This is a genomic window from Paraburkholderia kururiensis JCM 10599 = LMG 19447, from assembly GCF_003986935.1.
Lineage (GTDB): Bacteria > Pseudomonadota > Gammaproteobacteria > Burkholderiales > Burkholderiaceae > Paraburkholderia > Paraburkholderia kururiensis.
Window position 1 is genome coordinate 92118 of the sequence record NZ_RJZE01000010.1, and the last position, 14986, is coordinate 107103.

At 63.6% G+C, this 14986-nt stretch carries 11 protein-coding genes and 2 tRNA genes; 4 read left to right on the forward strand and 9 right to left on the reverse strand.

The genetic code is table 11. The annotated features are described in order from the left end of the window. Positions 1-35 precede the first annotated feature (35 nt). Together PKKP23_RS13825 and pgi are read left to right on the forward strand one after the other, a co-directional pair. Entirely contained in the window at positions 36-1679 is a 1644-nt protein-coding gene (locus PKKP23_RS13825) for an NAD(P)H-hydrate dehydratase (RefSeq protein ID WP_126877317.1), read from the forward strand. Positions 1680-1990: 311 nt separating this feature from the next. After that, a complete protein-coding gene (pgi, locus tag PKKP23_RS13830) occupies positions 1991-3616 on the forward strand; it encodes a glucose-6-phosphate isomerase (RefSeq protein ID WP_017773875.1) in 1626 nt (541 codons plus the stop codon). Positions 3617-3650: 34 nt separating this feature from the next. On the opposite strand, the gene PKKP23_RS13835 is transcribed toward pgi, so the two are convergent. Beyond that, positions 3651-4337 carry an ABC transporter ATP-binding protein gene (locus tag PKKP23_RS13835; RefSeq protein ID WP_176048977.1) on the reverse strand — a complete coding sequence of 229 codons (687 nt, stop codon included), beginning with the start codon at positions 4335-4337 and terminating at the stop codon, positions 3651-3653. Here PKKP23_RS13835 and PKKP23_RS13840 point away from each other — a divergent pair. Both PKKP23_RS13840 and PKKP23_RS13845 read left to right on the forward strand, forming a co-directional pair. Then, the gene (locus PKKP23_RS13840; RefSeq protein ID WP_126877319.1) at positions 4336-5040 is read left to right on the forward strand and encodes an arylesterase; all 705 of its coding nucleotides are present in this window, start codon (positions 4336-4338) and stop codon (positions 5038-5040) included. The two genes, PKKP23_RS13835 and PKKP23_RS13840, sit on opposite strands and share 2 nt — an antisense overlap. Before the next feature lie 118 nt (positions 5041-5158). Next, positions 5159-5500, forward strand: a complete 342-nt coding sequence (locus tag PKKP23_RS13845; RefSeq protein WP_126877320.1) for a hypothetical protein — start codon at positions 5159-5161, stop codon at positions 5498-5500. 195 nt (positions 5501-5695) lie between these two features. Here PKKP23_RS13845 and PKKP23_RS13850 read toward each other — a convergent pair whose 3' ends face one another. From PKKP23_RS13850 to tig, 8 genes are all read right to left on the reverse strand, one after another. Then, positions 5696-7633, reverse strand: a complete 1938-nt coding sequence (locus PKKP23_RS13850; protein WP_126877321.1) for a SurA N-terminal domain-containing protein — start codon at positions 7631-7633, stop codon at positions 5696-5698. A gap of 88 nt (positions 7634-7721) precedes the next feature. After that, positions 7722-7798 (reverse strand) — tRNA-Asp (locus PKKP23_RS13855). Positions 7799-7865: 67 nt separating this feature from the next. Beyond that, a tRNA-Val gene (locus tag PKKP23_RS13860) sits at positions 7866-7941 on the reverse strand. Positions 7942-8059: 118 nt separating this feature from the next. Next, entirely contained in the window at positions 8060-8332 is a 273-nt protein-coding gene (locus PKKP23_RS13865; protein WP_017773870.1) for an HU family DNA-binding protein, read from the reverse strand. A gap of 237 nt (positions 8333-8569) precedes the next feature. Next, positions 8570-10990, reverse strand: a complete 2421-nt coding sequence (gene lon / locus PKKP23_RS13870; protein WP_017773869.1) for an endopeptidase La — start codon at positions 10988-10990, stop codon at positions 8570-8572. A 179-nt stretch (positions 10991-11169) separates the two neighbouring features. Then, positions 11170-12441 (reverse strand): ATP-dependent Clp protease ATP-binding subunit ClpX, encoded by a 1272-nt coding sequence (clpX, locus tag PKKP23_RS13875; protein ID WP_126877322.1) that lies wholly within the window; start codon positions 12439-12441, stop codon positions 11170-11172. A 187-nt stretch (positions 12442-12628) separates the two neighbouring features. Further along, positions 12629-13282, reverse strand: coding sequence for an ATP-dependent Clp endopeptidase proteolytic subunit ClpP (gene clpP, locus PKKP23_RS13880; RefSeq protein ID WP_026121255.1), 654 nt, complete (start codon positions 13280-13282; stop codon positions 12629-12631). 156 nt (positions 13283-13438) lie between these two features. Then, positions 13439-14785, reverse strand: a complete 1347-nt coding sequence (tig, locus tag PKKP23_RS13885; protein WP_017773866.1) for a trigger factor — start codon at positions 14783-14785, stop codon at positions 13439-13441. Positions 14786-14986: the final 201 nt, after the last annotated feature.

The window sequence follows — 14986 nt, forward strand, 5'->3', positions numbered from 1 at the left end:
CGCGCCGTGGCGGGGTTCCTCTCCGACCCGCCGCCATGACCGACGCCTCTTCGCCCGCCTCTTCGCCCGCCTCTTCGCCCGTCTCGCCTACTTCCCCCGCGCTTGTTTCCACTCAGGACCGCGCGCTGCCGCTGCTCACGGTGGCAGACCTGCGCGCCTGCGAGGCGCACGCCGAAGCCACGCTGCCCGCCCACACGCTGATGGCGCGGGCCGGCGCCGCTGCGGCGCACTGGCTGCGGGAGCACGCCGCGCATGACGGTTCCGTCGATGCGGCCCACCCGGTCTGGCTGGTCGCCGGCCCCGGCAACAACGGTGGCGATGCGCTCGTGATGGCGACGCAACTCCTGCGCGCAGGCGTCGCCGTCGAGGTCTGCATGCCGGTCGACGTGAAGCCCGAGGATGCGCGCTGGGCACTGGCCGAAGCCCGCGCCGCGGGCGTGCCCATTTCCGTGGAGCCCCCCGCTTCGTTCGAAAACTTCGGCTGGCTCGTGGACGGCATGTTCGGCATTGGGCTCGGACGGCCGCTCGACGGCGTGTTCGCTGCGCTCGCCGGGCGTCTGGGCGAGCATGCGCGCGCTCACGGGCGCGTGCTGGCGCTCGACGTGCCGAGCGGGCTCGACAGCGATACCGGCAACATCGTGGGCGGCGGCGTGGCGGTGCGCGCGACGCACACGCTCACCTTCATCGGTGCGAAGCCTGGGCTCTTCATGACTGCCGGGCGTGATTGCGCGGGCACGGTCACGGTCGCGACCATCGGCGTCATCGGCGTCATCGGCGTCATCGGCGTCGATATGCAGACGCCCGCACTTCTCAATACGCCCGCGCTGCTCAACGCGCCCGCCCTCTTCGCATCGCATCTGCCGGCACGCGGCTTCGCCACGCACAAGGGCACGTTCGGCAGCCTCGCGGTGGTGGGCGGCGACACCGGCATGTGCGGCGCACCGGTGCTCGCGGCCCGCGCCGCACTCTACGCGGGCGCGGGGAAGGTTCACGTTGCGTTCATCGGTAGCGGCTGGCCGCCCTACGACGCGCCGCATCCCGAACTCATGCTCCATGCCGCAGACGATCTGCCGCTCGACACGATGGACGCGCTCGCCGTGGGCTGCGGCATGGGCGGCAGCGACCACGCGCGCGACGTGGTGACCCGCGCGTTGCAAACGGGCGTGCCCGCAGTGCTCGATGCCGACGCGCTGAACCTGCTTTCCCGCGACGAAGCACTGGCCAGCCAACTGGCGACACGCAAGGCGCCTGCTTCGCCCTGCGTGCTCACACCGCATCCGCTGGAAGCAGCGCGCCTGCTCGGCACCGACGCGCGCAGCGTGCAGCACGACCGGCTCGCTGCCGCACGGGCGCTCGCCTCGCGCTTCGCATCGGTGGTGGTGCTCAAAGGCAGCGGCACGGTGATTGCTGCGCCCGACGGCCGACTCGCGGTGAATCCCACGGGCAATGCCGGCCTCGCCACGGGCGGGACCGGCGACGTGTTGGGGGGCATCATCGGTGCGCTGCTCGCGCAGCGGCTGCCCGCCTGGGAAGCGGCGCTCGCCGGTGTCTATCTGCATGGTCTTGCCGCGGAACATCTCACGGCACGCGGCGACGGCCCCGCGGGGCTCACGGCGGGCGAACTCGCGCCGATGGTCCGTGCGCTGCTCAACCGGCTCTTCTACCGCGACGCGCCCTGAGTTCCTGAGCATGCCGCGGTCACACGACGACGCTATACTGACCCACTGCGCCGCCTTCCGCCGCCGCCCTGCTGCAATGCTTATGTGTTGCAATGCCTGATCGGCGGTCCTGCTGCCTTCGCGATGCGATGTGATCCCGCGAGTGATCGACGTGATGCGACCGCGCCCCACGTCACTTTGTTTCGCGGCAAGCCCGTCGTTCCTCATGAGCAGCAGGTGCATGGCGCGCCGGGGCTCGTACGCCTCATCGCCGGCGGTGATTTGCGACTGCGCCGCCTTTCCCCTTCGCCCCCATCGTTAGACGAACCGTTATGACGACGCTGAAATCGCTTCCCGCCTGGTCCGCCCTGCAAACGCACTACGGGCAAATTCGCGACGCCCAACTGCGCGACTGGTTCGCGCCGCAGAACGATACCGCGCCGACCCGCGCCGAACGCTTCACGTTCACGGGCGGCGGCCTCGCCGCCGATTTTTCGAAGAACCGCATCACCGACGAAACCCTGCGCCTGCTCGTTCAGCTTGCACGCGAGGCCGGTGTCGAAGCGCGTCGGGACGCGATGTTCGCGGGCGAAGTCGTGAACCCCACCGAAGGCCGCGCGGCCTTGCACACCGCGCTGCGCGCCACAGACCCGCAAGCGCCCTTCCATGCCGAGGTGAAGGCCGAGCGCGCGAAGATGGCCGCGTTCGCCGACAAGGTACGCAGCGGCGCCTGGACGGGACACACGGGCAAGCGCATCCGCCACGTGGTGAACATCGGCATCGGCGGCTCGGACCTCGGTCCCAAGATGGTCGTGCACGCGCTGCATCACCTCGCGACGCCCGACATCTCGACGCACTTCGTGTCCAACGTGGACGGCGCGGACCTGCATCGCGCGCTCGAAGGACTGAACCCCGAGGAAACGCTCGCCATCGTGGTGTCGAAGACGTTCACCACGCTCGAAACCATGACCAACGCGCGCTCCATGCGCGACTGGTTCGTGGCGAGCGGCTGCGCCGAGAGCGGGCTCGCGAAGCATTTCGTCGGCGTTTCGGCGAACCCGGCGGAAGTCGTGAAGTTCGGCATCGACCGCGAAAACGTATTCGAAATGTGGGATTGGGTGGGCGGACGCTATTCGCTGTGGTCGGCGGTGGGCCTCTCGATCATGATTGCCGTGGGCCCCGCGCAGTTCGACGAACTGCTCGCCGGCGCGAACGACATGGACCGGCACTTCCGCGAGGCGCCGCTCGAACGCAATCTGCCGGTGCTGCAAGCGCTCGTCGGTATCTGGTATCGCAACTTCTTCGGCTCGCAGAGCTATCTCGTTGCGCCCTACTCGGAGGCGCTGCACTACCTGCCCTCGTACCTCCAGCAACTGGAGATGGAGAGCAACGGCAAGTCGGCACGGCTCGACGGCGCGACGGTGGATTACCCGACCTCCGCCGTGACGTGGGGCGAACCCGGCACGAACGGCCAGCACGCGTTCTTCCAGATGCTGCATCAGGGCCCGACGATCGTACCCATCGACTTCATCGCCGTGCTCACGCCCGAGCATCCGCTCGCGAGCCACCATGCGAAGCTGCTCGCGAACTGCTTCGCGCAGAGCGAGGCGCTGATGCTGGGACGCACGGTCGAGGAAGCGCGCAAGATCGCCGGCCCGGACAAGCCCGAACTCGTGCCGCACATCGTGTTTCCGGGCAACCGGCCAACCACCACGCTGCTCGTCGATGCCCTGACGGCACGCTCGCTCGGCGCGCTCATCGCGCTCTACGAGCACAAGGTGCTGGTTCAGGCCACGGTGTGGAACATCAACCCGTTCGACCAATGGGGCGTGGAACTCGGCAAGATTCTCGGCAAGGTGGTCGAGGCCGATCTCACTGCCGCTGCCGGCGACGTGAAGGCACACGATTCGTCGACGTCCGCCCTGATCGCGCGGGCGCGGGCGGCGTTGAAACGCTGAACGACAAACGAAGCGGGGAAAGGCCGCGGGCCGCTCAGACGAGACGGCCCGCTTCGATCGTCACGGTGGCGTCGCAGCGGCGCGCAAGTTCGACATCATGCGTGACCAGCACGAGCGTCGCGCCATGTACGCGGTTCATGTCGAACATCAGGTCGATCACGGCGTGGCCGGTTGCGGCGTCGAGGCTGCCCGTGGGCTCGTCCGCAAACAGGATGGCCGGACGCGTGACGAACGCGCGCGCCAACGCCACGCGCTGCTGCTCGCCGCCCGAAAGCAGTTTGGGATAGTGCCCCGTGCGCTCGCGCAGGCCCACTTGCTCGAGCAGTTCCCGCGCGCGCGCCGAGGCTTCACGAGCCGACACGCCGCCTTGCAGTTCGAGCGGCAGCATGACGTTTTCAAGCGCCGTGAGGTGAGGCATCAACTGGAATGATTGGAAGACGAAACCGACTGAGCCGCTGCGCAATGCGGCGCGGCCATCTTCGTCGAGTTCGGTGAGTTCATGACCCAGCAGCCGAACCGAGCCGGACGTGACACTGTCCAATCCGGCGAGTAATCCGAGCAACGTGGACTTGCCCGAGCCGGACGCGCCGACGATCGCCACGCTGCTGCCGGCCTCGATCGACAGATTGATGTCGTCGAGAATCGTGAGCTCGCCTGTCGCGTCCTTGACCTTCTTGCACACACCCCGCACTTCGATGACTGGATCGGTTTTCTTTTGCATGATGAAGCACAGGTTGAAAGTACGCGCCATGCGGCTTGTCGCGGCACGGGGCATCGTTGCGGCTGCTGCGGCCGTTATAACCGTGGGAGCCGCCTGCTTGCCGCAGGATGCGTCTGCCGCGAACGATCAGCCGTCCGGCAAGCCCGTCATCGTGGTGCTGGGCGACAGCCTCTCCGCCGAATACGGCCTGCCGCGCGACAGCGGCTGGGTGGCGCTGCTGCGTCAGCGCCTCGCCAGCGAGCGGATCGATTATAACGTTGCCAATGCAAGCATCAGCGGCGACACCACCAGCGACGGCCGCTCGCGCCTGCCTGCGCTGATGCAACGGCTCAAGCCCGCCATCGTGATCGTGGAACTGGGGGCCAACGACGCCCTGCGAGGCGTACCGCTCGCGACCACGGAAGCCAACCTGCGCGCCATCGTCGAAAGCGTGCGGCGCGGCAACGCGAAAGTGGTGCTGGTCGGTATGTACGTACCGCCCAACTACGGCCCGGCCTACACGCAAAAGTTCCACAGCCTGTACGGCCAGCTCGCGCAGGACATGCGCATACCCCTGGTACCTTTCCTGCTCGCAGGGATCGAGAACAAACCGGACATGTTCCAGGCGGACCAGATCCATCCCACGCAGCAGGCGCAGCCCGCGTTGCTCGACAACGTCTGGCCGACGCTCAAGCCGCTCCTGCGCAACCCCGCCACGCAGTAAGGCGCGCTTTACATCTTGTTTCCGGAAGATGCGGAACATGACCGGCAAGGGGTGATCTGACACGTTCGCTTCACCTTCAACAACCGGCTCGTTCAGAGCGCAACAGGAGGGAGATGCCGTGAAATACTTACCGCTTATCGCGCTTACGGTTGCAATATCGGCGTGCGCCACGCGTCCCGCGGGCGTGCAATCCGTTGGAGAAAGCCGGCAGCCGCCGGCCACTGTCGCGCAGTGCGTCGCCCAGAAATGGGCCGACAAGTCGCAGCAGCAGGTCACCTCGCAGGTCATGCTGGCAAACGGCCAGGCCGTCGATGTCTACGCGCCGGGCCAGCAGCCACCCAATGGTGCGGCTGCCGTGATTCGTCCGTCGTGGTCGGGCAAGGGCGGCACGTGGGCTGGTTTCCGCCCGAACGGCGCCGCGGGCAGCGACGCAACAGGCGACATCAGTGCGTGCCTGTGACTGTCGTGTTCGCTTGGGTGTTCGCTCGGGTGTTCGTTTGAGCGTTCGCGTGTACCGTTGAGTTCGTCTGCAAACGACGCATGCCAAACCGGGGTGCAGAAAAACAAAGCCCCGCGAATGCGGGGCTTTGTTTTCATGTGCAGGGCCACGAACGGGCCCGACCGATACGGTTGTTAGCGGGCGCGTGCGCTCGGCTCAGTTACTGCTCTGAGGCTGGCTCGGCGAATCCGCTGAGCCATACAACTTCACCTTCGAACGGGCGCGTACAGCATCGACGTAGGCTTGCACCTGCGCTTGCCCGGACACCTGAGCGATCTGCTGCTGGGCACCTGCAAGGCGCTGAGCATCGACGGGAGCGGCAGGAACGATCGAGTTCACTCGGTAGATTGCGTAACCGTCGGCGCCAAGATCCACTCCGACGTAGGCTGGCAAGTTCTTCGCATCGGCCTTGTAAATTGCGCTCAGCGCAGCGGGCGGCACGCCCTGCGTATCGTTGCGCGACACCTTGAGCGGCGAGGAGAAACCGTCCGTCGACTTCGACTTCTGCAACGCGGCCAGCCTGGCCGTGCCGTCCTTGCGTGCAAGCTCAGCGGATTGTTCTGCGATTACCTTTTGCCGTACGGCGTCTTTCACGGCATCGAAGGCAGGCACCGCGGCCGGCTTGTACTCCGTGACGTGGGCCGAAATGAGCGTACTGTTGCCCACGTCGATGGCCTGGGTGTTGTTGTGCGACTTCACGGAGTCGTCTGCGAACACAGCGGCCAGCAACTTCGCGTTGTTGAGCGGGCTGTCCGCCGGTAGCGCCGGGTTGGGCGTCGGGGACACGGTGGCGGTCTGCAGCGTCAGTTTGTACTTGTCCGCAGCGGGTTGCAGGCTCTTCGCCTGTTCGTACACCGTTGAGGAGAAGCCCTCCGATTCGTCCGCAAGCAGCTTCGCGGCTTGTTGGGACTTCACTTCGCTCGCGATCGCGGTTTTCACTTCATCGAACGGCTTCGTGGCGGACGGCTTGACGTCCGTGACCTTGATGATGTGATAGCCGAAGTCCGTCTGCACGACGTCGCTCACTTCGTCCTTCTTGAGCTTGAACGCTGCGTCGTCGAACGCCTGACCGCCTGCGATCATGCCGCGCGTGAAGTAGCCAAGATCGCCGCCCTTCGATGCCGAGCCCGGATCCTGCGATTCCTTCTGCGCAATCTGCGCGAACTGGTCCGGGTGCGCCTTCACTTCGGCGAGCACCGCGAGCGCCTTCTGCTTCGCCTTCTCCTTGTCGGCCGCGCTTGCATCCTTCGGCGCCGCGATCAGGATGTGGCTCGCACGCACTTCGCCTTCGGTGCGATAGCGCGCGATGTTGTCGTCGTAGTACTTCTTCAGGTCGGCATCGGAAGGCTGGACGGCCGCAGCCACCGTGGCCGGGGACAGCACGACATACTGGATCGTAGCCGTGGCGGGTGTCGCAAAGTCGTTGCGGTGTGCGTCGTAGAAGGCCTGAAGTTGCGCATCGGTAGGCTGCACTTTCGAGGCGTAGTCCCGCGCGCGGAACGCAAACCCCTGAACCTCACGCTGTTGCTCAGCCAGATCCGTGAGCTGCGTGGCGAGCGCCTTGGGTGTGAACGCAGAACTTTGAATTGCGTCGGGCAGTTGCTGAGTCGCGAGGCCATAACGGATACGTTCGTCGTACTGCTCGGGCGTCATGCCTTGCATGGCGAGCAGTTCCTTGTATCGCTCCAGGTCGATCGTGCCGTCAGGCTTCTTCAGCGACGAGATGATCGGGTCGGCCAGCAGCACGCGCCGCACTGCTTCGTCCGATGCCGTGAGATGCAGACGCTGGGTTTCATCGGCGAGCACGCGCTGCTGGATCAGTCCGTCCAGCATCTGGCGCCGGCGCTCGGGTGTATCGAACTGCTTCTGATCGAAGCGGGCGCCGAGCACCTGCCGGGCGCGATCGAGTTGCTGACGGATCGCATTGTCGTACTCGACGCGCGTGATCTTGTGCCCGTTGACGCTCGCGATATTCGCGCTGTCGTCAAAAAAGCCGCGGAAGCCCTGGATGCCTACGAAGCCCAGACCTGGCAGCACAACCAGGATGAGCATGAACATCATCAGCCGTTGGTGATTGCGGAAAAAATCGAGCATGCGTAGCCGTTAGCCCTAAAACAGAACGCCCGATATTACAACAGCGGGCAATAAAAAAGGCGAACCGGAGTTCGCCTTCTTGCTTGACTGGCGGAGTGGACGGGACTCGAACCCGCGACCCCCGGCGTGACAGGCCGGTATTCTAACCGACTGAACTACCACTCCTTATTGATGCCCTGCCACTTGCCTCAAGCTCGATGTACCTGAATCACGTGGCGGACCGACCGGGAACTGGTGGGTGCTGAGAGGCTCGAACTCCCGACCTACGCCTTGTAAGGGCGCCGCTCTACCAACTGAGCTAAGCACCCGTCCCTCGGTCTTGCAGCCATTACCTTTCGGCTGCGACGCTTCATGACTGCCTGCCGGTTGACTACGCGTAAGACGCGGCATTGTATGCAGCGCCCAACTCATCAACCAACGAGCCCGCTAGTTTAGCGCATCTTTCAGAGCTTTGCCAGGCCTGAATTTCGGCACCTTGGCTGCCTTGATCTTGATCGCCGCGCCCGTACGCGGATTGCGGCCCGTGCGCGCGGTGCGCTTGCCGACGGCGAATGTGCCGAAACCGACGAGCGTGACCGTACCACCCTTCTTCAACGTCCCCTTCACGCCAGCGATCACGGCTTCGAGCGCACGTCCCGCTGCGGCCTTCGAGATGTCAGCCTGTTGAGCGATGTGGTCGATTAATTCCGTTTTATTCATTCCAGCCCCCGAGAATGTGTTTGGGCAATTCTGAGTGCGCACGAAGCGCGGGAAATGACGGCCCCGGCAACGCGCCGGGCCCGGTCATTAGAAGAGGCCGAAACCCTTGTGTCAAGCGGGGTTGAGCCTGATCGGGCAGGCCTTCCCGGCGAACTTTCGAAGCTTTCTGGGCAATAAAAAACCCGCGGCAAAAACCGCGGGTTTCAGGACGACTGCAAGAAGAACGGCTATCGGTTCCTAGTGCTTCACGACATCCGTCGCACCAGACTCTTTGCCCGGCTCGCCAACCGGCGGCGTGCTCTTCACCTCTTCTTCCGGCAAGGCTTCCGGCGTACGTTCGAGCGCCAGTTCAAGAACCTTGTCGATCCAGCGGACCGGCACGATCTCGATCGCGTTCTTCACGTTGTCCGGAATCTCTGCGAGATCCTTCACGTTCTCTTCCGGAATCAGCACGAGCTTGATGCCGCCACGGTGCGCTGCCAACAGCTTTTCCTTCAAGCCACCAATGGGCAGCACTTCACCGCGCAGCGTGATCTCGCCCGTCATCGCAACGTCGGCTCGCACCGGAATACCCGTGAGCACCGACACCAGCGCGGTCGTCATCGCAATACCGGCGGACGGACCGTCCTTCGGCGTGGCACCTTCCGGCACGTGGATGTGGATGTCCTGCTTCTCGAACGCTTCGTCCTTGATGCCAAGACGCCGCGAACGCGAACGCACCACCGACCGCGCCGCTTCGACCGATTCCTTCATCACGTCGCCAAGCGAGCCCGTACGGATCACGTTGCCCTTGCCCGGCATGACGGCCGCTTCGATCGTCAGCAGGTCGCCGCCCACTTCCGTCCACGCGAGACCGGTCACCTGACCGATCTGGTTTTCCTTCGCCGCGAGACCGAAGTCGTACTTGCGCACGCCGAGGAAGGTGTCGAGGTTACTGCCGTCCACCTTCACCGCACCTTCGGCCTTCTTGAGCAGAAGCATCTTCACGACCTTGCGGCAGATCTTCGACACTTCACGCTCGAGCGAACGCACGCCCGCTTCACGCGTGTAGTAGCGAATGATGTCGCGGATAGCCTGCTCCGCGACTTCGATCTCGCCTTCCTTCAGGCCGTTGTTCTTCTTCTGCTTCGGCAGCAGGTAACGCTGCGCGATGCTGACCTTTTCGTCCTCGGTATAGCCCGACAGACGGATCACTTCCATCCGGTCGAGCAGCGGAGGCGGAATGTTCAGCGAGTTCGACGTCGCCACGAACATCACGTCCGAGAGGTCGAAATCCACTTCGACGTAGTGGTCCGCAAACGTGTGGTTCTGCTCCGGGTCGAGCACTTCGAGCAGCGCCGACGAGGGATCGCCGCGGAAGTCCATGCCCATCTTGTCGACTTCGTCGAGCAGGAAGAGCGGATTGCGCACGCCGACCTTCGTGAGGCTTTGCAAAATCTTGCCCGGCATCGAACCGATATACGTGCGGCGGTGGCCACGAATCTCGGCCTCGTCACGCACGCCGCCCAGCGCCATGCGCACGAACTTGCGGTTCGTCGCACGTGCAATGGACTGCCCCAGCGAGGTCTTGCCGACGCCGGGGGGCCCGACGAGACACAGAATAGGTGCCTTCACCTTGTCCACGCGCTGCTGGACCGCGAGGTACTCGAGAATGCGTTCCTTCACCTTCTCGAGCCCGAAGTGATCTTCGTCGAGCACGCGCTCGGCGTTCGAGAGATCGTTGTTGACCTTGCTCTTCTTGCGCCACGGCAGGCCGATCAAGGTATCGATGTAGTTGCGCACGACCGTCGCCTCAGCCGACATCGGCGACATCAGCTTGAGCTTCTTCAGCTCGGCGTCGGCCTTCTTGCGGGCTTCCTTGGGCATGCGCGCGGCGGTGATGCGCTTCTCGAGCTCTTCGAGATCCGCGCCTTCTTCGCCCTCGCCCAGTTCCTTCTGGATCGCCTTTACTTGTTCGTTCAGGTAGTACTCGCGCTGGCTCTTCTCCATCTGACGCTTCACGCGTCCGCGGATGCGCTTTTCGACCTGCAGGATGTCGATCTCGGCTTCGAGTTGCGCGAGCAGATGTTCGAGGCGTTCCACGACGGGGAACATCTCGAGGATGTGCTGCTTCTGGTCGAGCTTGAGCGGCAGGTGCGCGGCAATCGTGTCCGCGAGACGGCCGGCCTCGTCAATACCCGAAAGCGACGTGAGAATCTCAGGCGGAATCTTCTTGTTGAGCTTCACGTACTGGTCGAACTGCGAGACGATCGCGCGGCGCAGCGCTTCGGTTTCGGCGCTGTCGGCATGATCCGGTTCGAGCGGCATCACTTCGCACGAGAACTGCGTTTCCTGTTCTTCGATGGAAAGCGTCTTCGCGCGTTGCAACCCCTCCACGAGTACCTTCACGGTACCGTCGGGCAGTTTGAGCATCTGCAGGATGTTGGCGATACATCCCACTTCATACATGTCTTTTTCGGTGGGCTCGTCCTTGGCGGCAGTCTTTTGCGCGACGAGCATGATGTGCTTGCCGCCCTCCATCGCCGCCTCGAGAGCCTTGATCGACTTCGGACGGCCCACGAAGAGCGGAATCACCATATGCGGGAACACGACGACGTCGCGCAGCGGGAGCAACGGGAGCGTGGTGCGTTCGGGCGGGAGGAGTTGGGTTCCTGACATTTCATTTCCCCATGGATGGAATCAGATTGTTCGGTAAGTGAGGCCGGCGAAATCGATTGCAAGCCTCATGCGTGTGGGAAAAGTTCAGTGACACCAAAAAGTACGCCTTGACCACAAGATAAACGAAAAAAGCCGTTCACACTCCCATGAACGGCTTTTTTCCACAACTCTTTAGCCGATCAATTCGACCCTGCAACCTTCGGTGCGTCCTCGTAGATCAGAAGCGGCTTGCCATCGCCCTCGATCACGTTGTCGTCGATGATGATCTTACTGACACCTTTCATTGCGGGCAGCTCGTACATCACGTCCAGCAACGCCTGTTCCAGAATCGAGCGCAGCCCGCGCGCACCGGTCTTGCGGCGGATTGCCTTGCGCGCCACGGCCTGGAGCGCGCCGGGGCGAATCTCCAGTTCGACACGTTCCATCGCGAACAGCTTGTGGTACTGCTTGATGAGCGCATTCTTCGGCTCGACCAGAATCTGCATCAGTGCCGCTTCGTCCAGCTTGCCGAGCGTGGCGACCACGGGCAGACGGCCGATCAGTTCGGGGATCAGGCCGAATTTGATCAGGTCTTCCGGTTCCACTTCGCGCAGCACCTCGCCGGCGTCGCGGTCCTGCTTACTCTTCACGCTCGCGCCGAAGCCGATGCCGGTTTTCTCGGTGCGATCGGTAATGACCTTCTCCAGCCCGTCGAACGCACCGCCACAGACGAACAGGATGTTCGTGGTGTCAACCTGGATGAAGTCCTGGTTAGGATGCTTGCGACCACCCTGCGGCGGCACCGACGCCATCGTGCCCTCAATAAGCTTCAGCAGGGCCTGCTGCACGCCCTCGCCCGACACATCGCGCGTGATGGACGGGTTGTCCGACTTCCGGCTGATCTTGTCGATTTCGTCGATATAGACGATACCGCGCTGCGCCTTGTCGACCTCGTAATTGCAGTTCTGGAGCAGTTTCTGGATGATGTTCTCGACGTCCTCGCCGACGTAACCGGCTTCCGTCAACGTGGTGGCGTCCGCAATCACGAACGGCACGTTGAGCAGGCGCGCCAGGGTCTGGGCGAGCAGCGTCTTGCCGGAGCCCGTGGGCCCGATCAGGAGAATGTTGCTCTTGGAAAGCTCGACGTCGTCCTTCTTGTCGAGATGCTTGAGGCGCTTGTAGTGGTTGTAGACTGCTACCGCGAGAATCTTCTTCGCGCGCTCCTGGCCGATCACGTACTGATCGAGGATCTCGCGGATTTCCTGCGGGCTCGGCAAGTCGGATTTCGACAAACCCGCCTCGACACCCGCACCGGCTGCCTCGTCACGAATGATCTCGTTGCAGAGGTCGATGCATTCATCGCAGATGAATACCGACGGACCAGCAATCAGCTTTTTCACTTCATGCTGGCTCTTGCCGCAGAACGAGCAATACAACAGCTTCTCGCTGTTAGAACCTTTCTTGTCCGCCATGGATAAATGAGCCTCCGGACACTCTGTTACATGATACGCCGTTTCCTCCCGCCGCAACGGCGGGAGCGCGTGAACCGCACTGCTATGACGGCGTGATGGCCGCAGGCCGCGGGGGCGCTGATCCCGATTATTTCACAAGCGCTGCGCCGGGCGCTCCCGCCCCAATTTGGGCGGAAAGCGCGCCGTGTCAGGGACGCTTATGCAAGACCTGGTCCACGAGGCCATACGCTTGCGCATCTTCGCCGGACATGAAGTTGTCGCGGTCGGTGTCGCGCGAGATGCGTTCGACCGGCTGACCGGTGTGATGGGCCAACAGATGGTTGAGCCGGTCCTTCAGGTAGAGGATTTCGCGCGCCTGGATCTCGATGTCCGATGCCTGGCCGCGCGCGCCGCCAAGCGGCTGGTGAATCATCACGCGCGAGTTCGGCAGCGCAAAACGCTTGCCCTTCGCCCCCGACGCCAGAAGGAACGCGCCCATGCTGGCGGCCAGTCCCATGCACAGCGTCGATACATCTGGCTTGATGAACTGCATGGTGTCGTAGATCGCCATGCCAGCCGAAACCGAGCCGCCCGGGCTGTTGATGTAGAGGCTGATGTCCTTGTCCGGATTCTCGCTTTCCAGAAACAGCATCTGGGCCACCACCAGGTTGGCCGTCTGGTCGTTCACTTCGCCGACCATGAACACGACGCGTTCCTTGAGCAGACGCGAGTAAATGTCATACGAGCGCTCGCCACGGCCGCTCGTTTCCACGACGATCGGCACGAGGCCAAGCGCCTGAGTCTCGAAGTCCCGCGGCGCGTGGGAAGCCAGCGTGTCCAGCAATTGAGCGCGAGTCGTCATGCAATGAGTCCTTGTCCGGAAAATATCGTCTGATTCGCCACGTGGCGACGAACGCCGCGCTATTCAACCATACCGTGGGAAGGGCCAAAAAACGCGGACGAAAAAACGGCGTGCGGGCCGTCGCTCCGACAGCCGGCACGCCGTTGCAGCGACGCCTTACGCCTGCGCCGTCGCGCTTGCCAGTTCTTCGAAGCTGACTTCCTTGTCCGTCACCTTCGCCTTGCTGAGCACGAACTCGACGACGTTGCTTTCGACGACGAACGCTTCCATTTCACCAAGGCGCTGCTTGTTCGAATAATACCAGCGGACGACTTCCTTCGGGTCTTCGTAGCTCTTGGCGAATTCGTCCACTTCGGCGCGAATCTGCTCGGGCTTTGCCTCGAGGCCGTTCTGCTTCACGAGTTCAGCCAGCACGAGGCCCAGCTTGACGCGGCGCTCGGCCTGATCCTTGAACATTTCGGCCGGGATCGGCGCGTCCTTCGCGTTGGGCACGCCGCGCTGCATCAGGTCCTGACGCGCCATCTCGACGAGACGCTCCTGGTCTTGCTCGATGAGCGCCTTGGGCACGTCCAGCTCGGCGATCTTCAGAAGTGCGTCCATGACCTGGTTCTTGACGATAGCCTGGGTGCGACGCTTCGCTTCACGCTCGAGGTTTTCCTTGATCTCGGCGCGCATCTTGACGAGATCGCCGTCGGCGATGCCGAGCGACTTCGCGAATTCGCCATCGATCTCAGGCAGATGCGGCCATTCGACCTTCTTCATCGTGATCGTGAACTGCGCGGTCTTGCCGGCCACTTCCTTGCCGTGATAGTCGTCCGGGAACTTCAGGTCGAATTCGCGCGCTTCGCCCACCTTCAGGCCCTGCGCCGCCTTCTCGAACTCCGGCAGCATGCGGCCTTCGCCGAGCACGAACGCGAAGTCTTCGGCACTGCCGCCCTGGAACGCGACGCCGTCGATCTTGCCGACGAAGTCCACCGTCACGCGGTCGCCGTCCTTGGCCGCCGCGTCCGCGCCGCCATCGCCGTGCTCGCCGGCTTCGCCGCGGGCGTGGAAGTGCACGCGCTGCTTGCGCAGGATGTCGAGCGTGCGATCGATTTCGGCTTCGCTGATCGTGGTGGTCGTGCGCTCGATCTCGGCCGTGGAGATGTCGCCGAGCGTCACTTCCGGATACACCTCGAACGTCGCGTCAAAGGCGTAGGCGCCTTCGGAGGCGTCCGTTTTCGGGCTGAAGCTCGGCTGACCGGCCACGCGCAGATTCTCGGCGCGGCTGATGTCGAAGAACTCCTTGCCGACCTTGTCGCTCAGCACTTCCGCTTCGACCTGGCCCGAATACTGTTGCGTGACCATCTTGAGCGGCACCTTGCCCGGGCGGAAGCCCGGCATGCGCACATTCTTCGCGATCTGGCGGATACGGGACTCGATCTCCTTCTGCACGGCCTCCTTCGGCAGGGAAATCGTCACGCGGCGTTCGAGCTTGCCGAGGTTTTCAACAACGTTAGCCATGGCTTCAATCGTCCTAAAATTATTCGAGCGAATCTGTCAGTCTTTGCCGTGCCGCGCGGTGCCGCCGCGTGGGCTGCTTTGCGCTGCAGCCCCGGTTCTGCGAACCGAGCCCTGTGAGCCACTTCGCCGCGGCCGGCACCGGCCTCGAGTCTCTTTGGCCCCGGCCCACCTGCGGCGCCTGCCGCACGCACTTGCTGCACG